The organism is Kitasatospora sp. NPDC059462 (assembly GCF_042749955.1).
Classification (GTDB): Bacteria; Actinomycetota; Actinomycetes; order Streptomycetales; family Streptomycetaceae; genus Kitasatospora.
On the sequence record NZ_JBHYUU010000033.1, the window covers coordinates 41,310 to 59,136 of the forward strand.

A 17,827-nucleotide genomic window follows, 5' to 3' on the forward strand; every position below is an offset into this window, starting at 1 on the left:
GGACACCGCCCAGCGGCGGGAGTCGATGATCATCGTCGGTGGCGGGCTCGGCGGCCTGTCCACCGGGTGCTACGCCCGGATGAACGGCTACCGCACCAGGATCTTCGAGATGCACGAGATCCCCGGCGGCTCCTGCACCGGCTGGGACCGCAGCGACTTCACCTTCGACTGGTGCATCAGCTGGCTGCTCGGCAACGGCCCGGGCAACGAGATGTACCAGATCTGGCTCGAACTGGGCGCGCTCCAGGGCAAGGAGATGCGGCACTTCGACGTGTTCAACATCGTCCGGGCCCGGGACGGCCGGGCGGTCTACTTCTACTCCGACCCGGACCGGCTGGAGGCCCACCTGCTCGGCCTCTCCCCGGTCGACGCGGCGCCGATCCGGGAGTTCTGCGCGGGGATCAGGACCTTCCGCAAGGCGCTCGCGGCCTATCCGTTCCTCAAGCCGGTCGGGCTGATGGGGCGGCTGGAGCGCTGGCGGATGCTGGCCTCCTTCACGCCGTACTTCAACACCATCCGCAAGTCCATCGCGGTGCTGATGACGGACTTCTCGCAGCGGTTCCAGGACCCGCTGCTGCGCGAGGCGTTCAACTTCATCCTCTACGAGAAGCACCCGGCCTTCCCGGTGCTGCCGTTCTACTTCCAGCTCGCCTCGCACGCCAACCGGGCCGCGGGGGTGCCGGAGGGCGGTTCGCTCGCGCTGGCCCGGTCGATCGAGGAGCGCTACCGCGGGCTCGGCGGGGAGATCACCTACAACGCCAGGGTCGAGGAGATCCTGGTCGAGCACGACCGCGCGGTGGGCGTGCGGCTCAGCGACGGCCGCGAGTACCGCGCCGACATCGTGGTGTCCGCCGCCGACGGCCACACCACGGTGATGAAGCTGCTCAAGGGGCAGTACCTCAACGACACCTACCGCCGGCTCTACACCTCGCTGATCGACGAGCCGGGACAGCTGTCGCCGGGGTACGTGGCGCTCTTCCTGGGCCTGCGCAAGCCCTTCCCGACCGGCGACCCGTGCACCACCTACCTGCTGGGCGAGCGGGAGACGGCCCAGCTGACCGGGATCCGCTGCCCCTCGATGAACGTCCAGTTCCGCACCCGGCACTACCCCGAGCTGGCACCGTCCGGCTCGACCGTGGTGTTCGCGACGTACTTCTCCGACATCGCCCCCTGGCGGGCGCTGTCGGAAGGCCCGGAGCGGTCCTCGCGGGTGCGGCGCGGCGAGGAACTGCACACCCTGCCGGTCAAGCACGGCCGGGAGTACCTGGCGGCCAAACGGCGGGTCCGCAACGGCATCGTCGGCTTCCTGGACGAGCGCTTCCCGGGCTTCAAGGACGCGGTGGCCGTCGCCGACGTGTCCACCCCGCTCACCCAGGTCCGCTACACCGGCGTCTACGACGGCACCTTCCCCGGCTGGAACCCCTTCGTGGAGGGCGCCGAGACGGTGGAGGAGGAGATCAAGAAGAGCGGCCCGGTGCTGCCGGGGCTGTCGAACTTCTACCTCTCCGGGGTCTGGGCGACCATTGGCGGGCTGATCCGGGCGGCGGCCGCCGGGCGGCACGTCATGCAGTTCATCTGCCGGGACGACGGACTGGAGTTCACCGCCGAGATCGACCCGGGCGCGCCGCTGCCGACGCATCTGGTGATTCCGGTGGGCCGGCCCGCGGGGCCGGCCCGGCAGGCGGCGCCGGCGGGGGCCGACGGGGCGGGACGGACCGAGGACAGCGAGAACGTGGAGACGGGAGCCCTGGCATGAGGATCGAGAAGTGGGTGGTCCGGGAGCACCTGGACGGTGTGCCCGACGTCAACCGGATCTACGAGAAGGTCGTGGAGGACGTCGAGATCGACCTGCGGCCGGACGAGATGCTCTTCCGGACCAGGTACGTCTCGGTGGACCCGTACCAGAACGGCCTGGCGCTGGAGACGCCGGTCGGCCACCACATGGGCGCCGACTCGATCATGGAGGTGACCGAGGCCGGGCCGGAGGCGGCGTTCGCGGTCGGCGACCTGGTGCAGGGCTTCGGCGGCTGGCGCACCCACGTCGTCCACAACGGGGCCGAGGAGCTGTGGACGACCGGTACCTTCCCGATGGTCTTCCCGGCCTACCGCCGGCTCGACCCGTCCTGGTACGACGAGCGGCTGCCGCTGTCCACCGCGCTCGGTGTCATGGGCGCGCCCGGGATGACCGCCTGGGGCACGCTCACCCGCTTCCTGGAGGTCCGCCCGGGCGACACCGTGGTGATCAGCGGGGCGTCCGGCTCGGTCGGCACCCTGGTGGGCCAGTTGGCGAAGCGGGCCGGGGCCGGCCGGGTGGTCGGCACCACCGGCTCGCCGGGCAAGGCCGAGTACCTGCGCGAGCTGGGCTTCGACGAGGTGGTGCTCTACACGCAGGGCGACGACGCGGAGAAGGCCCGGCAGGCGCTGGTGTCGGCCGCCCCGGACGGCGTCGACCGGTACTTCGACAACCTGGGCGGGGCCGTCACGGACGCGGTGTTCACCATGCTGAACGTGGACAGCCGGGTGGCGGTCTGCTGGCAGTGGGCGACCACGGTGAACGGTGAGCTGACCGGGCCGCGGTTGCTGCCGTACATCATGTTCCCGCGCACCACGATCCGCGGGATCTTCGCCCAGGAGTGGTTCACCGAGCCGCTGTTGGCACAGATGCACCGCGAGCTGGGCGGGCTGGTCGGCCGCGGGGAGATCCGCTACCACCAGACCGTGCACAAGGGGTTCGACGCGATCCCGCAGGCCTACCGGAGCCTCTACCTGGACCGGGAGGCCAATCGGGGCAAGGTGCTGGTCGAGGTGTGAGCCGGCCCCGGGCGGGCGGCCGGAACCGCCCCCCCGGGGCCCGGCCCGGGCTCTCAGTCCTCGTCGAGGCCGTCGAAGGCGCCGGCGTCGGAGCCGTCCGGGGTGCCGGTGAGGGCGTAGCCCTGGCGGCGCGCCTCGTAGCAGGCCACCGTGGCGGCGGCGGAGACGTTCAGCGAGCCGACCCGGCCCAGCTGCGGCACGAAGACCACCTGGTCGCAGAGGGCGAGCGCGTCGGCCGTCACCCCGCGGTCCTCGTGGCCCAGCACGAAGGCGACCGCCGGGGTCAGCTCGGCGGCGAACATCGGCACCGCCTCGTCGGCGAGCTCCAGGCCGACCACCTTGAAGCCGTCGGCCTTCGCGGCCGCGACCGCCTCGGCGACGGTGGGGAAGTGCTCGACCTTCAGGTACTTGTCGGTGCCCATCGCGGCCTTCTGCGCGCCGGAGGAGCGCACCGACGGGGTGTCACCGGTGAGGTAGAGCTTCTCCGCACCCATCGCGGCGCCGGTCCGGACGACCGAGCCGACGTTGAACGGCGACTGGAGGTTCTCCAGGATCATCGCGAGCCGGAACTCGTTGCCACGCCGCCAGGAGCGGTGCAGCCGCTTCAGTTCGGTCCCGCGGAGCTGCTTCACGACGTCGTCCCTCGTCCACTCTCGGGGCCCTCGCCCGCCGCCGGGCGGGGCCGCGCTTCCAGAATCCGGAACCCGTTGACCGAGGTCAGCCGGGTGGTCGGCCAGCCCTGCTCGTTCAGCCACTTCTGCAGCGAGTCCGAGCCGAGGTGCTTCTGCACCACCAGGAAGGCGGAGCCGTCCGGGGTCAGCCGGCCCAGCCACTGCTCCAGCAGCCGGCGCAGCGCCGTCTTGCCGATCCGGATCGGCGGGTTGGAGTAGATCGCCGCGAACCGCAGGTCGGCGGGGACCTCCTCGGGCAGCGCGGCCTGCACGTTGCCCAGCCCCAGCGACCCGGCGTTGTGCCGGACCAGCTCCAGGGCGCGTTCGTTGACGTCCACCGCCCAGACCGGGAGCCGCTTGCGGCGGCTCGCCCAGGTCAGCGCGATCGGGCCGTAGCCGCAGCCGACGTCCAGGATCGGTCCGCGCACCCGGGGCGGGGGCGCGTGCTCCAGCAGGATCCGGGTGCCCGGGTCCAGCCGGGTGCGGGAGAAGACGCCCGCGTCGGTGGTGAGCTCCAGGGTGAGGTCCGGCAGGGTGACCGTGATCGGCCTGCGCTCGCTGGCGACCTCGGGTGCACCGGTGAAGTAGTGCGAGCCGGACATGATTTCCCCGTCGTTCGTAAGGGCCTCGGGGCCACCGGGAGGTGTGGGTAAGCCCTGCTGGTACGGCTCCGATCGTACCCCGGTGGCCGCCGGGCCCGTCCTGCCCGCCCCGCCCGTCCCGGCCGCCCGTCCCGCCCGCGCTGCCGGTCCCGGGGGACCGGCCGGCCGGCGGGTGCCGGGGGTCCTGCGGGTGGCGGGGCCGATCCGGCGGGCGGGCCCCGGGCGCGGTGCGCACCGGCCGGTTCCGACGGGCCGATCCGGGTAGGAGGCAACACGCCGACGGGCCGGTGGCGCTTCGCGCCCGGGCGGCGGCCGACGGATACTGCCAGTACCCACCGGGCAGTCGCCATCGGGTCAGGGAAGCCTCCGATGAAGCCTTCGAGGAACCTTCGAGGAACGAGGACGGACGCCATGCCGCAGAACCACGAGGACTACCTGGACGAGGTCGACGAGGTCGAGGAGGCTGCGGAGCAGGACGAGCAGTCGGACGAGGACGAGTACGACGAGCTGGCCGAGCGGCGCGCGCTGGGCGCGGACCCGGCCACCGACGTCGCGGACGTCGCCGAGCAGAGCCGGATCGTCCAGCTCGACGAGGACGAGTACCGGGAGTAGCCCCGCACCGGAAGCAGCCCCCGCCACCGGGAGGGGCCCGGCGTCAGAGCGCCCCGCGGCGCTGGAGCCAGCTGAACGCCGCCCAGCCCGGCAGCACCGGCAGGAGGAGCGTGAGCAGCCGGAAGAGGGTGACGGCGGCCAGTGCCCCGCCGTCCGCCATCGAGGGGGTCAGCTTCAGGCCGGCCAGCAGCGCGCTGTCCACGAAACCGGCCCCACCGGGCGTCGGCGCGGCGCTCCCGGCCGCGTTGCCGACCAGGAACACCACGCCGACCGCGGCGAAGCCCGGCTCCGAGCCGACCGCCCGGGTGCAGCAGTACAGGCAGGTGATCAGCGTGATCGACACCATCAGCTGCCCGGCGAAGCCGATCGCGAGCCGCCCCGGGTTGCGCAGCAGCTCCACCAGCCGGGGCAGCACCTCGGCGGTCAGCGGGCGCAGCCGGGCGGCCAGCCAGCGCCGGGCCGGCGGCACGGCGGACACCGCGACCAGCAGCGCGCCCGCCACGGCGAGGCCGCCGACCACGAACGGCAGGGCGTCCAGCTCGGACTCGCCGGTCTCCACCCCGGTGAGGTAGACGAAGGCGCCGAGCTGGAGCAGGTGCAGCACCAGCCCGAGCAGCTGCCCGACGCCGACGCTGGACAGCGCCTGGCCGGTCGGGATGCCGGCCCGCTGGAGGAAGCGGGTGTTCAGGGCGACGCCGCCGACCCCGCCGGGGGAGACCAGCTTCACGAAGGAACCGGCGACCTGGGCGAGCACGGCGTTGCGGAAGTCCAGCCGCTCGGGGACGAAACCGACGAAGCCCATCGCGGCGGTGACGTGGCTGGCGGCCGCGGCGAGCAGGGCGAGGACGAGCCAGAACGGGTCGGCGTCGGCGACCGCGGCGATCGGGTTGCGCTCGGTGGCGAAGAGCTGTGGCAGCAGCAGCCAGCCGGCCATCACGCCGCCGCCGACGGCGAGCAGGGTGCGGGGGCGCAGCCGTTCCAGCCGGACCGGCCGGACGGGGGCCTGCGGGCGGCTGCGGAGGACCTCCGCGCGGATCTGCTCCAGCAGATCGGGCCCGGGCTGCCCGGAGGGAGCCGTCGGCTCGGACGGTGCGGACGCTTCGGCCGGCTCGGACGGTCGGGCCGGCGCGGACGGCGCGGCCCGTCCGGCCCGCTTGAGGGCGAGCCGGGTGCCGCGGGCCAGCGCGATCGGCTGGAGCAGCGGCAGGGCGGCGGCGACCGCGTCCGGCCCGAGCACCGCCACCGCGCTGCGCACCGACCGCTCCGCCCCGGTGCGCAGCGCGAGCGTGGTGAGCAGCTGGGCGACGTCGCTGCGCAGCACCAGCTCGCCCGCCGCGATGTCGCCGTCCGCGAGGCCCACCAGGTGCACCGTCCCCGCCGCGTCGACCAGCAGCGCCGAGGGCACCAGCGCGCGGTGCGCGATCGCCCGCCGCTGGAGCAGGGCCAGCTGGCCCCAGGCGTCGGCGAGCAGCGCGTCGGTGAGCTCCTCGTCGGCCAGGTCGTCCAGGGTGCGGCCGGGCAGCCGCTCGTAGGCGACCAGCGCGGTGTCCCGGCCGAGTTCGACGGTGGCGGCGATCCGGCGGGTGCGGACCCCGGCGGCGACCGCCGCGTAGGAGACCAGGGCCTCGTGCTCCAGCCCGGTGCGCAGCGAGCGCAGGGCGCGCGGGTGCGGGGCGGTGCGCAGCCGCAGCCGCCGCCAGGCCCGCTGGACCAGGGCGGCGGTGACCGCCTGCCGGTCGAGCAGCTGGACGTCCAGCTCGGGGCGGCCGTCCTGCTGGCGGACCAGGTAGCGGTCCGGGCCGGCCGGGGTGGCGGCGACCGGGCGCAGGCCGGCCTCGCGCAGGCTGTGCAGGAGCTGGGCGGGCCGGGGCCGCGGGTCCGGGGTGCCGACGGCCCAGCGGGTGCCGTGGGCGGCCGTCCAGCCGATCAGTACCCCCAGCAGCAGTGCGGTCGGGGTGGCGGCCCCGCCGGCGAGGCCGGCCAGCGCGGAGAGGGCGAGGACGGAGCGGGGCACCCGTCGCTCGCGGGCCGCGGAGGCGATGAGGAAGGCGAGGACGGGGGCGAGGTAGCCGTACACCGGCTCGGTGCGGGCGATCGGGTCGCCGGGCAGCGGCTGGGTGAGCGCGGACACCAGTGAGAACGGGGCGGGCCCGTCGATCCACAGGTCGACGGCGAGCGAGGCGCCGTAGGCCAGGACGGCGGCCAGCAGGCCGTCGGAGAGCTGCTGGAGGACGTGCCGCCGGTCGGCGGTGGTGCGCAGCAGGCGGCGGGCGGCCGAGAGGGCCGGCAGGAGCAGCAGCGCGGCGGTGGTGAGGCCGGTGGCGACGCCGCCCAGCGGGTGCGGCACCAGCGCGGCGGCGTCGGCGACGTCCTCGGCGAGGCCGTTGGTGGTGGCGCGGGCGTAGTCGGCGAAGAGCAGGGCCAGGGCGATCACGGTGAGGCCGGCGAGCAGCCGGATCAGTGCCGCGGGCTGCCGGATCCGGCCGGTGCCGGATATGCCCGGAGGCGGGAGGTCTCCCGCGTCGCCGGTCGTGCTGACTGCCGCGCTCCCCGTCACATCCGCCACAGGGGCATGCTCCCACGAGCCTCCGGGCGCGTGTCCCGGGGAGCGCGGCGGGCCCGGCGTCACTACTGTGCGTTCCATGAGCGCCTGCGAAGACCTCGCCGCCGCACCCGGGGACATCGCGCCCCTGCCGCCCGTGGACGGCTGCGCCGACTGCCTGGCCCAGGGCCGCCGGGACTGGGTGCACCTGCGGCTCTGCCTGGACTGCGGCCACATCGGCTGCTGCGACTTCTCGCCGCAGCGGCACGCCACCGCGCACTTCCACGACAGCTCCCACCCGGTGATCAGGTCGTACGAGCCGGGGGAGGACTGGCGGTGGTGCTTCGTCCACGAGCTCATGGGGTGACCGGGCCGCGGGGGACGGGTTGACGTTCCGGCGGCCATGGGTTGAGGTGTAATTCCCGATCAATCGGGACATAACGCCCGTGCGGCCCCCGGCCGGGTTCCGTCCGGCCGGCGGCCACCGAAGGGAGGCCGACGATGACCAACCGAACAGCGGGAAGCTCCCCCAGGCTCCGCCGCGGTGCCCAGGAGCTGCTGGAACGCCGGGGCATGGCGACGACGCCGGACACGCTCCCGCCCCGGCTGCGCACCGGCGCCGGGCGGTCCGCCTCCGGTGCCGGGACGGCGGCCGCCTCCTTCCGGCACGGCGGCCGGGACGCCGCGACCGCCGTCCCGCACGCCGCGCCCGCGCAGCACGCCGAGCTCAAGGGGCACCGGCACCGCGGTGCCGAGCGCCACAGCGCGCACTGAGCCCACAGCGCGCACCGGGCACACCGGGCGCCCCCGCCCCCGGCCGCCGTCCTGACGTCCGCTCAGGGTGGCGGCCGGGGGCGTGCGGCGGCACTGTCGGTGGGCTGCGGTACCTTTCCCGGTGATCGACGACATGCAGGTGAGCGGGGGCGCGGGCGATGGCCGAGCTGATGACGGAGGAACCGGTCGAACTCCAGCTGGAGAGGTACCGGACAGAGCTGACGGGGTACTGCTACCGCATGCTCGGCTCGGTCTTCGAGGCCGAGGACGCGGTGCAGGACACCATGGTCCGGGCCTGGCGCGGGTACCGGGGGTTCGAGGGCCGCGCGGCGCTGCGCTCCTGGCTCTACCGGATCGCCACCAACGTCTGCCTGGACGCGCTGAACGGCCGCAACGCCCGGGCCCGGCCGATGGACCTGGCCGGCCCCTCCACCGTCGCCACCGCCAGCGACGCCCAGCTGCCCGAGGTCACCTGGATCGGCCCGGCGCCGGACGGCCGGGTGGTGCCCGAGACCGGTGATCCGGCGGAGGTGGCCGCGCAGCGCGAGTCGGTGCGGCTGGCCTTCGTCGCCGCGCTCCAGCGGCTGGCGCCCCGGCAGCGGGCGGTGCTGATCCTGCGCGAGGTGCTCGGCTGGCGGGCCAACGAGGTCGCCGAACTGCTCGGGGTCACCGTCGCCTCGGTGAACAGCGCGCTCCAGCGGGCCCGGGCCGCGCTGGCCGCCGACCCGGCCGCCTCCCGCCCGGCCGCGGAGCTGGACGAGGACCACCGGGCGCTGCTGGCCCGGTACGTCACCGCCTTCGAGGCGTACGACATGGACGGCCTGGCGGCGCTGCTGCACGAGGACGTCACGCTCAACATGCCGCCGTTCGCGCTCTGGCTGACCGGGCACGCGGACCTTCGGGAGTGGATGCTCGGGCCCGGGCACGGCTGCCGGGGCTCGCGGCTGGTGTCGGCGCGGGCCAACGGCAGTCCGGCGTTCGGCCAGTACCGGCCCGGCCCGGACGGCGGGCACGAGCCGTGGGCGCTGATCGTGCTGGAGGTGTCAGCGGGCCGGATCACCGGGCTCACCAACTTCCTCGACACGGACGTGCTGTTCCCGCTCTTCGGTCTGCCGCCACGGCTGGCGGCCGGGGAGTAGCCCCGCGCCGTCCTCCTCGACGGGCAGGACGGCGCCCAGCCCGCTGAACGCGAGGAGATCGCGCAGCGGGCCGGCGGCGTTGCGCAGGACGAGGCGGACCCCGTGCCGGGCGGCGGCGAGCCGCAGCCGGGCCAGGGCGTCGACGACGGCCAGGTCGGGGGCGGTCAGGGCGCCCAGGTCGCAGCTCAGCGGACGGTCGGCGGATGCTTCCGGTTCGGTCTTCACGGAGATGAGACCGGCGTGATCGGCGGGCCTCATCGGCCCGCCGGAAAGATTCCCGGAAAAACTTCTCCGGGGAGCGATGAGTTTCCGGTGCGCCCCCGGTCTACCCCTGTGAAAGCGCGGCACCGAGCGGCGCGTCCAGCGAACAGAGGGAACACCACCATGACCGAGAACCTCGGCACCCTGTCCATCGTCCGCGAGCTGTCGGCCACCCCCGCCGAGGTCTTCCGGGCGTACGTCGAGCCCGAGCAGTTCGTCCGCTTCTGGGGCCCGGTCGGCACCCGGGTGCCGCTGGACACCGTGACCATCGAGCCGGTGGTCGGCGGGCGCTTCGACAGCACGATGGTGATCGACGCGACCGGCGACCGCTACCCGCTGCGCGGCCACTTCACCGCGGTCCGCGAGGGCGAGCTGCTGGAGTTCTTCGAGGAGGGCGTGGGCCTCACCGGCCGGATCACCCTCAGCGACCTCGGCGACGGCCGCACCCGGGTGCTCATGGAGCAGGAGAACGTGCCGGCGATGTTCCTGGGCCCGGAGGCCGAGGCCGGCCACAACTCCAGCTTCGACCGTCTGGTCGAGCACCTGGCCGCCCGGGCCTGACCGTCGCGCAGGCCGGCCGGCCGTCGCGCGGACCGGCGGAGCGGGGAGCGGCAGGGCGGGGACCGGCAGGGCGGGGCCTGGCAGAGTGGGGACGCACGCCTGTTCCCGCGCCCCAGGAGGCCCCGCCGTGTCGGTCGAGCCGTTGAAGTCCCGTGAAGAGTGGTTGGCCTCGCTGCCGCGGACCTACGCGGCGGCGGGGTGCGTCCTGCGGGACGCCTCCGGGCGGATCCTGCTGGTCAAGGCCGGGTACCGGGAGCACTGGCAGTTCCCGGGCGGCACGATCGACCTGGGGGAGGGGCCCGCCGAGTGCGCGGCCCGGGAACTGCTGGAGGAGACCGGCATCGTGCGCGAGGCCGGGGACCTGCTGGCCATCTCCTGGACCCACCCGTCGGGCGAACTCGACCACCCGGCCGTGCACTTCCTCTTCGACGCCGGCACCGTCCCGGACGGCACCCCCGTGACCGTCCCGGCCGGTGAACTGGACGACCACCGCTGGGTCGACGACGACGAGGCGCTCCGGCTCCTCGGCCCCGCGCGGTCCTTGCGGCTGAGCGCGGCGCTGGAGGCGAAGACCGAGGGACGGACGCGGATCGTCACCACGCACGTGTCGGGCTTCTGAGCGGCGGACGCCGTTCCGGGGCCGGGCCCGTCCCGCACGGCCCCGGAACGGATCCTTCAGTCCTGCGCGTCGCCGCCGCTCGACGCGACGAACGCGGCGAGCAGCTCGCCGACGAACCGCTCGGTCTCGGCCTTCTCCACGCCGAGGTCGTCGAGCACCCCGGCGCCGTTCTCCAGCTCCAGCAGGGCGAGCAGGATGTGCTCGGTGCCGACGTAGTTGTGGCCGAGCTTCAGCGCCTCCCGGAAGGTCAGCTCCAGCGCCTTCTTCCCCCGGGCGTCGTAGGGGATCAGCGCCGGCACCTCGGCGCCGGGCGCGGGCAGGGCGGCGACGGCGGCCGTGCGGAGCGCCTCCGGGGTGACGCCCTGGGCGGCGAGCGCCCGCACGGCGAGGCCGTCCGGCTCGGCGAGCAGGCCGAGCAGCAGGTGCTCGGCGCCGATCTCGGCGTTGCCGGCCTGGCGGGCCTCCTCCTGCGAGGCCATCACCACGTGCCGGGCCCGGTCGGTGAACCGGCCGAAGCCCTGGCTCGGGTCGAGGTCGTTGGGGGTGGCCGGGTCCTTGGGGACGAAGCGCTTCTGGGCGGCCTGCTTGCTGACGCCCATGCTGCGGCCGATGTCGGTCCAGGAGGCGCCGGAGCGGCGGGCCTGGTCGACGAAGTGGCCGATGAGGTGGTCGGCGAGCTCTCCGAGGTGGTCGGCCGCGATGACGGCGTCGGAGAGCTGGTCGAGGGCGTCGGTGTGGATCTTCTTGATCGCGTCGATCAGATCGTCGAGGCGCAGCGGAGTGGTCTTGGGAACGATCGGATTCTCCATAGCGTCAACCGTAGGTTGTCGACCCTGGGATCGTCAACCATCGGTTGACGCTACGGCGAGTTGCCGGTCTACCGCTTCTCCCACACGTACGCCGCCGAGACCGGGTGGCTGCGGTACTTCTCCCACTTCGGCTTGAGCGCGATCCACCCGTCGTCCACCACCGCCTCCCGCATCTCGACCAGCGTCCAGCCCGCCGCCAGGCCGGCCGCGAGGTGGTCGGAGACCAGGTGGACGTGGGTGGTGATGGCGACGTCGGAGCCGTCCGCGCCGGTGAAGTGGGTCGGCATGCCGGCGGCCATGATGAAGTACGGGTGCAGCCCGACCAGGACGCAGCGCCCGCCGGGGCGGGCCAGCCGGAAGGCCTCGCGGTAGTACGGGCCGAGGTCGGCCAGGTGCTCGTCGATCAGCGAGGAGACCACCAGGTCGTACGCGCCCGCGGCGAGCCCGGTGCCGGCGACGTCGGCCTCCGTCAAGCTGTCGTGGGCGCCCCGCTCCCGGGCGCGCGCCAGCATCTCGGGCGTGAGGTCCACCCCGTCCAGCACGAGGCCCCCGGCGGCCCTGCCGCGCAGCCAGGCGCCCGTGCGCCCGGTCCCGCAGCCGAGGTCGGCGGCCCGGCGGACCTCCGCCCAGCGCGGCGTGTCCAGCCGGTCGAGGACGGCGAGGTCCATCGCGTCCTCGACGGTCTGCTCATAGGTGTCGACCCAGCCGGCGTAGCCGGTCCGGACGTCCACGGTGGGGTAGTTGCGGGTGTCGAAGTCGGAGAAGTCCACCATGCCCGGCAGTATCGAGCGGCCGGCGGCCCTGCCGCGAACGATTATCGGAGCGTCAGCTTGAACCCGTCATGGCTGCGGTCGAAGCCGAGCGCCTCGTAGAACCGGTGCGCCTCCGTCCGCCGCTTGTTGCTGGTCAGCTGGACGAGCGTGCAGCCCCGCGCCCGGGCCCGCTCGATCGCCCGGAGCATCAACTCCCGCCCCAGCCCCGCCCCGCGCCGATCGGCCCGCACCCGCACCCCTTCGACCAGCGCCCGCTCCGCCCCGCCCCGCCCCAGCCCCGGGACGTACGTCAGCTGGAGGTACCCGAGCACCGCCCCGTCCCCTTCGTCGAGCACCAGCATCTCGTTCCGCGGATCGGCGTCGATGTCGGCGAACGCCCGCTCGTACGCCTCACCCACCTCGACGTCGGCGGGATCGCCCACCCCGTCCTCGTCGGTGAGCAGGGCGATGATGCCGGGCAGGTCCTGGCGGGTGGCGGTGCGAAGGATCACGCCCGGAGTCTGCCAGAGCGGAGGGGGAGGCCGGCGGGGCCGGCGTCCCCCTCCCGGGGAGCCGCGGTCAGGCGGGGAGCAGACGGGCGCGGACGGCTTGGAGGGCGGTGGGGGCGACGCTGGCGGTGAGGAGGTAGGGGGCGGGGGCGAAGCCGGTGAGGGTGGCGGCGAGGGCGGCTTCGGCGGTGGTGCCGGCTTCGGCGAGGACGGTGTCGATGCGGCGGAACGGGTCGGGGAGGCCGAGCATGCCGTAGAGCGGGCGGACGTTGGGGGCGCTCAGGAGGTAGTCGGCGGCGATCTCGGCGGGTTCGACGTCGGCGAGGGCGAGCAGCAGGAGGGCGGCGAGGCCGGTGCGGTCACGGCCGGCGCCGCAGTGGACGACCAGGCCGCCGGGGCGGGCGCCGGCGATCGTGGTGATCAGCTCGGCGGCGGCGTGCGGGCAGTGGTCGAGGTAGGGGCGCAGGGCGAGCGGGGTGCCGTCGAGGTGGCCGTAGGCCTGCCACCAGGCGGGGCCGGCGAGTTCGTCCAGGGGGACGCGGATCAGTTCGACGTCCTCGGGGAGCGGCAGGAGCGGCTTGTACTCCTCGGTGTTGCGCAGGTCGACGACGGTGCGCACGCCGTGGTCGAGGAGGGCGTCCCAGCCTTCGGCGGTGAGGCGGTCCAGGTTGTCGGCGCGGACGATCGCGCCGCGGGTGGTGCGGGCGCCGGTGGTGGTGCGCAGCCCGCCCAGGTCGCGGACGTTGAGGCAACCGTCCCAGACGAGGGTGCGGTCCTCGGTGGTGGTGGTTCGCGCGTCGGCCCGGCTCATCGGTTCCCCGTTTCCTCGACGAGGGGGTCCCGTTACCCCCTCGTTATTTCTGGACTCCCGGTGGGGCGGGTTGGTTCCTCCGGCGGTCGGACAGCCGGCCCGCTCAGGCGGCCTCGGTGCGGACCAGCTTCTCCATCGGCTGCGCGGCGGCCTGTCCGAGCACCGAGCCGGCCGCGATCCCGGCGACCAGCAGCACGGTGGACAGCCACGCCATGGTGGCCACCGGCAGGGTGAAGGCCCCGGCGACCCGGGCGACGCACTCGGCGAGCAGCGCGGTGCCCCAGATCGCCGAGAACCGGCGCTCGTGGCGGCGGAAGGCGCGCGAGCCCTCCGCGAGCCGGTCCCAGGCCGCCTCGCGGGCCGCGTCGCCCCGGGTGAGGAAGGGGCGCAGCGCGGCGGACATCAGCGGACGGGCGGTCAGCGCCGAGCCCAGGATCGCCAGCGCCATGAAGCCGCTGAGCACGGAGTCCTTGGCGATCATCAGCCGGGCGTCGCCGCTGACGGCGGTGAGGGCCAGGCCGGTCAGGTTCACGCCGACCATCAGGGCGGCGAAGCGGTTCAGCCTGCGCTCCCCGACCAGGCCGAGCACGGTGCGGGCGACCGGGAGCAGGCTGCTCCAGGCGAGGGCGGCGAACTCGCCGAGGCCGAGGCCGGAGTGGAGGAGGGAGAAGCCGGCGAGCGGGCCGGCGATGTCGACGGCGAGCGGGCGCAGGGCCCGGGCGAGGGGGTTCGGGGTCTTGGCGGTGGCGGCGCCGGCGGGTGCGGCGGCGGACGCGGTGGCGGCGATCTGGCTCACGGTGGGTTCCTCCCCGGACTGGCTGCTCGGTCGGCGGGCCGCTGCCCGCTCCGTCGTGCCTCCAGTCTTCCGAGCGGGGCCGCCCGCTCAGCAGTGCCGTCCGTTGCCGGATCCGCATGACAACTGTCATGGCGCGCACGGGACGTCAGGGGTGGCCGAAGTCCCAGAGCGGCCGGCCGAGGGTGTCCGCGCAGCGCACGACGGCGAAGAGCTCGTCCTCGGCGGAGAGGAAGCCGAGGGCGACGCCGCGCAGCACCGTCCGGGCGGCCGCGTCCGCGCGCGTCCAGGCGCCGATGAGGACCAGCGCCCCGTCGACCAGTTCGGCGCGCTGGATCCGGGCCACCGGGACGGCCAGCAGCGCGGCGTTGACCTGTTCCAGGTCGGCGGGGGAGAGGTAGGTCTCGCCCGCGGCGGCGCCGCGCTCCCGTTCGGCCCGGCGGCGCAGCTCGGGCAGTGCGTAGTGGCGGACGGCGGCCGCCGAGTCGTCCAGGGCGACCCGCCAGCGCGGGCCGGGCAGCACCTCCCACCAGACGTCCTCGCAGACCGGCATCAGCTCGCCGATCCGGGCCCGCCAGGACTCGATGCCGTAGACGGCGCGCGGGTCCGGGCGCGGGCCGGGGAAGCCCGCGGCGGTCCAGTCGGCGCGGCGGACCAGGCTCAGGTCGAAGGTGTAGCGCAGCCGGCCGTCGGTGCGCTGCTCGACCAGGCCGAGCAGCGCCCAGTGGGTCGGGTCGGGGAGGCTGAAGGTCCGCCGCCAGCCGGTGAGGCCCAGGAGGCGGAGGGTGGGCGCGAGGTGGTCGCGCAGGCCGCGCTCGAAGAGCTCGTGGGCGGCGGAGGTCATGGCGTTCCTGGGGGTGGGGGAGCAGTCGGCGGCGTCCGCGGCGCACGGAGGGGGGAGGGGGCGCAAAGGGGGCGGCCGAAATGGATCGTTCACCTACAACGTAGGTGATGTGGTCATTGTGGTGCTGCAGGCGAAGGCTAGAAGGTCTCAAGACCTTCGACCTGAAGGCGAACCGGCGTGAATGCTGCACCCTGCCCATCGTTGGACGGAGCGCGGAGGCGCTGTGGACGGACGGCGCACGGACCGGGGGACGGGCGCCGGACGGGGCGCGAAGAGGTCGCGGACGGGCCGCGGACGCGGCTGGGAACGACGGCCCGGGCCCGAGGGGACGGGACGTTCGCCCGGATGGCGGATGATGTGGCGGGTGCAGAGTGCAGAACGCCCCGGAGCGGGCACCGACAGCCCCGTCGGCCGGTCCGGACCGGTCCCGACGTCCGGCCCGCCACCGGGCCCGCCCGCCGGCGGCGAGGCCCCCGGCCCCGTCGATCTGACCGAGGCGGTCCGGGCCGCGCAGGGCGGCGACGAGGAGGCCTTCCGGCTGCTGTTCCGCAGCGTCCAGCCGGGCCTGCTCCGCTACCTGCGGGTGCTGGTCGGGGGCCGCCCCGAGGACGCCCAGGACGCCGAGGACATCGCCTCCGAGGCCTGGCTCCAGATCGCCCGCGACCTCGGCTCCTTCACCGGCGACGGCGACGGCTTCCGCGGCTGGGCGGCGACCGTCGCGCGCAACCGGGCGCTGGACCACCTGCGGGCCCGGCGCCGCCGGCCGGTCACCGACCTGCCCTTCGAGCAGCTGTCCGGGCTGGCCGGCGGGGACGACACCGCGGGCGCGGCGCTCGCCTCCGTCGGCACCGCGGACGCGCTGGCGCTGATCTCCCGGCTGCCCCGGGACCAGGCCGAGGCGGTGCTGCTGCGGGTGGTGATGGAACTGGACGCGGAGAGCGCCGCCCAGGTGCTCGGCAAGCGCTCGGGCAGCGTCCGGATGGCCGCGCACCGGGGGCTCAAGCGGCTCGCCAAGCTGCTGGAACAGTCCTTCCCCGCGGGTGCGGGGACCGGCGCCGGCGGCCCGGGGATCCCGGCCGCGCGCACGGGCCGGGACGGCGCCGCCGCCGGTGGCCGGAAGGGGCTCGGACGAGCCGCGAAGAAAAATCCTCCGCAGGGTGTGACAGAACGCCGGGCCGCGACGCTGAAGGACATGAGATGAGCACCAACCGACCCCGTCGGATCGACCGTGACACCGCCGAGCACCTGCTCACCGGTGCCGTGGACGGCCCGTCGGCCGGGCGGGACGCCTCGCTCACCGGCCCGGACGGCAGTACCGGGCACACGGGAACCCTCCCGCCCGGCACCGGGCCGGAAGGACGGGTCGCCCGGGTGCTCGCCGCCGCCGCGGCGCCGGCGGCGCAGGGCGAACTGGCCGGGGAGGAGGCGGCCCTGGCCGCGTTCCGGGAGGCCCGTCTCGCAGCAGCTCCCGCAGGACCCGCACCCGCACCCGTCCGGAGACGTTCGATGGCAACCGCCGCGCTGACGAGGGCCTTCAGCACGAAGGCCGCCGCCGTCGTGCTCGGCGCCACGGCGCTCGGCGGGGTCGCGGTCGCGGCCGGCACGGGCGGACTGTCCGCGCTGGGCGGCGGTTCGGGCGAGCCGGAGCGCCACTCGGCCGCCTCCGCGACGTCCGCCGCGTCGACCACGACGGGGACCCGCTCCGGCTCCCCGTCGGCCGGCGGACAGCCGGCGGCGCCGTCCACCACCGGCCCGGCCGGTGGAGCGTCCGGCACTGCGCCGAACAGCCCGTCGAACAGCCCGTCGGGCGTCCCGGCCCCCGCCGTCCCGGTCGCCCCCGTCCCGTCCGCCTCGGCGCCGGCGACGCCGCAGCCGCCGGCCGCCACCCCGGCGGACGGGCGCGGTCCGTCGAACCCGGCGGCCCACGCGGCGCTCTGCAAGGCGTTCTCCGACCGGGAGGGCAAGGGCGAGCGCCCGCGCACGCTGATCACCGACCCCCAGTTCGGCGGGCTGGTCTCGGAGGCCGGCGGGCCGGACGGGGTCGAGGACTACTGCGCCCGGCTGCTCCGCGGCACGGGCGGCAACGGCCAGGGCGCTCCGGCCCCGTCCCGGTCCGGTGCCGCGACCTCCGGGAACGGTGCCGGGAACGCGTCCGGGAGCGGTGGCGTCGGCACCGGCCAGGGCGCCAACGGCGGCCAGGGTTCCGGAAGCCCGGGCGGTTCCGGCGCCGGCTCGTCGGGCTCCGGCGGCAACGGCCAGGGAGCCGGCGGCCAGGGTCCGGGCGAGAACGGCGGGGCGGGCGCGGGCCGGGCGTCGAAGGCCCCCACCGCGCCACCCGCGACGGCCTCGGCGGTGACGCCCGGGCTGCCGGGGACCGACCGCTCCGGCCGGCCCGGCGTCACCCCGGGAGGCCCGCGGTGACCCACGATCTCCGGATGGGCGACGAGCGAATCCCCCCGGGCCCGTCCATCAGCCGCACCGCTCCACCCCGCACCACCGCAGTGACCGCACCATCGCAGTAGCCGCAGTAGCTGCAGTACCCGCTCCACCCGAGACCCCGGGCGGACGGTCGGCCCCCCGTGCCGGCCGTCCACCCGGCCGGTCCCGTGGGGGCCCGGCCGGCGCCCCCCGGCCGCGCGCCGCGGTGCGGAGGGGACCGGACGCCCCCGGCGCCCCGGCCCCCGGGCGGCGGGGGCGGGGCCCGCCCGGCCCGCGAG

At 75.2% G+C, this 17,827-nt stretch carries 20 protein-coding genes; 10 read left to right on the forward strand and 10 right to left on the reverse strand.

All coding sequences use genetic code 11. The features are described from left to right. Positions 1 to 25 precede the first annotated feature (25 nt). Complete coding sequence (locus tag ACFXAM_RS12085; protein ID WP_380290118.1) at positions 26 to 1,756, forward strand: phytoene desaturase family protein; 1,731 nt, start codon at positions 26 to 28, stop codon at positions 1,754 to 1,756. Beyond that, a complete protein-coding gene (locus ACFXAM_RS12090; protein ID WP_380290080.1) occupies positions 1,753 to 2,811 on the forward strand; it encodes an MDR family NADP-dependent oxidoreductase in 1,059 nt (352 codons plus the stop codon). The genes ACFXAM_RS12085 and ACFXAM_RS12090 overlap by 4 nt, the downstream gene beginning before the upstream one ends. A 53-nt stretch (positions 2,812 to 2,864) precedes the next feature. Here the strand turns inward: ACFXAM_RS12090 and ACFXAM_RS12095 are convergent, their stop codons facing one another. Together ACFXAM_RS12095 and ACFXAM_RS12100 are read right to left on the reverse strand one after the other, a co-directional pair. Continuing rightward, positions 2,865 to 3,443 carry a TrmH family RNA methyltransferase gene (locus ACFXAM_RS12095; protein WP_380290082.1) on the reverse strand — a complete coding sequence of 193 codons (579 nt, stop codon included), beginning with the start codon at positions 3,441 to 3,443 and terminating at the stop codon, positions 2,865 to 2,867. Further along, positions 3,440 to 4,084: a class I SAM-dependent methyltransferase gene (locus ACFXAM_RS12100; RefSeq protein WP_380290084.1), complete on the reverse strand. Its 645-nt coding sequence runs from the start codon at positions 4,082 to 4,084 to the stop codon at positions 3,440 to 3,442. Before ACFXAM_RS12100 ends, ACFXAM_RS12095 begins: the two co-directional genes overlap by 4 nt. A 411-nt stretch (positions 4,085 to 4,495) precedes the next feature. On the opposite strand from ACFXAM_RS12100, the gene ACFXAM_RS12105 reads away from it, so the two are divergent. Then, complete coding sequence (locus ACFXAM_RS12105; RefSeq protein ID WP_380290086.1) at positions 4,496 to 4,696, forward strand: hypothetical protein; 201 nt, start codon at positions 4,496 to 4,498, stop codon at positions 4,694 to 4,696. A 43-nt stretch (positions 4,697 to 4,739) separates the two neighbouring features. On the opposite strand, the gene ACFXAM_RS12110 is transcribed toward ACFXAM_RS12105, so the two are convergent. Beyond that, complete coding sequence (locus tag ACFXAM_RS12110) at positions 4,740 to 7,262, reverse strand: lysylphosphatidylglycerol synthase domain-containing protein (RefSeq protein ID WP_380290088.1); 2,523 nt, start codon at positions 7,260 to 7,262, stop codon at positions 4,740 to 4,742. Positions 7,263 to 7,338: 76 nt separating this feature from the next. On the opposite strand from ACFXAM_RS12110, the gene ACFXAM_RS12115 reads away from it, so the two are divergent. The 3 genes from ACFXAM_RS12115 (at position 7,339) to ACFXAM_RS12125 (ending at position 9,151) form a co-directional block, all read left to right on the forward strand. Continuing rightward, entirely contained in the window at positions 7,339 to 7,605 is a 267-nt protein-coding gene (locus ACFXAM_RS12115; RefSeq protein ID WP_380290090.1) for a UBP-type zinc finger domain-containing protein, read from the forward strand. Between the two features lie 134 nt (positions 7,606 to 7,739). Next, on the forward strand, positions 7,740 to 8,012 hold the full coding sequence (locus ACFXAM_RS12120) for a hypothetical protein (protein WP_380290092.1): 273 nt from the start codon (positions 7,740 to 7,742) through the stop codon (positions 8,010 to 8,012). A gap of 170 nt (positions 8,013 to 8,182) precedes the next feature. Next, on the forward strand, positions 8,183 to 9,151 hold the full coding sequence (locus ACFXAM_RS12125) for a sigma-70 family RNA polymerase sigma factor (protein ID WP_380290094.1): 969 nt from the start codon (positions 8,183 to 8,185) through the stop codon (positions 9,149 to 9,151). Here the strand turns inward: ACFXAM_RS12125 and ACFXAM_RS12130 are convergent. Beyond that, a complete protein-coding gene (locus ACFXAM_RS12130) occupies positions 9,056 to 9,376 on the reverse strand; it encodes an STAS domain-containing protein (RefSeq protein WP_380290096.1) in 321 nt (106 codons plus the stop codon). The two genes, ACFXAM_RS12125 and ACFXAM_RS12130, sit on opposite strands and share 96 nt — an antisense overlap. Before the next feature lie 159 nt (positions 9,377 to 9,535). On the opposite strand from ACFXAM_RS12130, the gene ACFXAM_RS12135 reads away from it, so the two are divergent. Both ACFXAM_RS12135 and ACFXAM_RS12140 read left to right on the forward strand, forming a co-directional pair. Continuing rightward, complete coding sequence (locus ACFXAM_RS12135; RefSeq protein WP_380290098.1) at positions 9,536 to 9,973, forward strand: SRPBCC domain-containing protein; 438 nt, start codon at positions 9,536 to 9,538, stop codon at positions 9,971 to 9,973. 127 nt (positions 9,974 to 10,100) lie between these two features. Continuing rightward, positions 10,101 to 10,592, forward strand: a complete 492-nt coding sequence (locus tag ACFXAM_RS12140) for an NUDIX domain-containing protein (protein WP_380290100.1) — start codon at positions 10,101 to 10,103, stop codon at positions 10,590 to 10,592. A gap of 56 nt (positions 10,593 to 10,648) precedes the next feature. Here the strand turns inward: ACFXAM_RS12140 and ACFXAM_RS12145 are convergent, their stop codons facing one another. The 6 genes from ACFXAM_RS12145 to ACFXAM_RS12170 form a co-directional block, all read right to left on the reverse strand. Continuing rightward, on the reverse strand, positions 10,649 to 11,401 hold the full coding sequence (locus tag ACFXAM_RS12145; RefSeq protein WP_380290102.1) for a Clp protease N-terminal domain-containing protein: 753 nt from the start codon (positions 11,399 to 11,401) through the stop codon (positions 10,649 to 10,651). A 68-nt stretch (positions 11,402 to 11,469) separates the two neighbouring features. Beyond that, positions 11,470 to 12,174, reverse strand: coding sequence for a class I SAM-dependent DNA methyltransferase (locus ACFXAM_RS12150; protein ID WP_380290104.1), 705 nt, complete (start codon positions 12,172 to 12,174; stop codon positions 11,470 to 11,472). Between the two features lie 41 nt (positions 12,175 to 12,215). Next, complete coding sequence (locus tag ACFXAM_RS12155; protein WP_380290106.1) at positions 12,216 to 12,665, reverse strand: GNAT family N-acetyltransferase; 450 nt, start codon at positions 12,663 to 12,665, stop codon at positions 12,216 to 12,218. A 67-nt stretch (positions 12,666 to 12,732) separates the two neighbouring features. Further along, positions 12,733 to 13,473: a tyrosine-protein phosphatase gene (locus ACFXAM_RS12160; RefSeq protein ID WP_380290108.1), complete on the reverse strand. Its 741-nt coding sequence runs from the start codon at positions 13,471 to 13,473 to the stop codon at positions 12,733 to 12,735. Positions 13,474 to 13,576: 103 nt separating this feature from the next. Further along, complete coding sequence (locus ACFXAM_RS12165; RefSeq protein WP_380290110.1) at positions 13,577 to 14,269, reverse strand: VC0807 family protein; 693 nt, start codon at positions 14,267 to 14,269, stop codon at positions 13,577 to 13,579. Between the two features lie 145 nt (positions 14,270 to 14,414). After that, positions 14,415 to 15,110, reverse strand: a complete 696-nt coding sequence (locus tag ACFXAM_RS12170; protein WP_380290112.1) for a hypothetical protein — start codon at positions 15,108 to 15,110, stop codon at positions 14,415 to 14,417. Positions 15,111 to 15,465: 355 nt separating this feature from the next. Here ACFXAM_RS12170 and ACFXAM_RS12175 point away from each other — a divergent pair, with 355 nt between their 5' ends. Both ACFXAM_RS12175 and ACFXAM_RS12180 read left to right on the forward strand, forming a co-directional pair. Then, complete coding sequence (locus ACFXAM_RS12175) at positions 15,466 to 16,311, forward strand: RNA polymerase sigma factor (RefSeq protein WP_380290120.1); 846 nt, start codon at positions 15,466 to 15,468, stop codon at positions 16,309 to 16,311. Next, entirely contained in the window at positions 16,308 to 17,531 is a 1,224-nt protein-coding gene (locus tag ACFXAM_RS12180) for a hypothetical protein (RefSeq protein ID WP_380290114.1), read from the forward strand. The genes ACFXAM_RS12175 and ACFXAM_RS12180 overlap by 4 nt, the downstream gene beginning before the upstream one ends. Positions 17,532 to 17,827 lie beyond the last annotated feature (296 nt).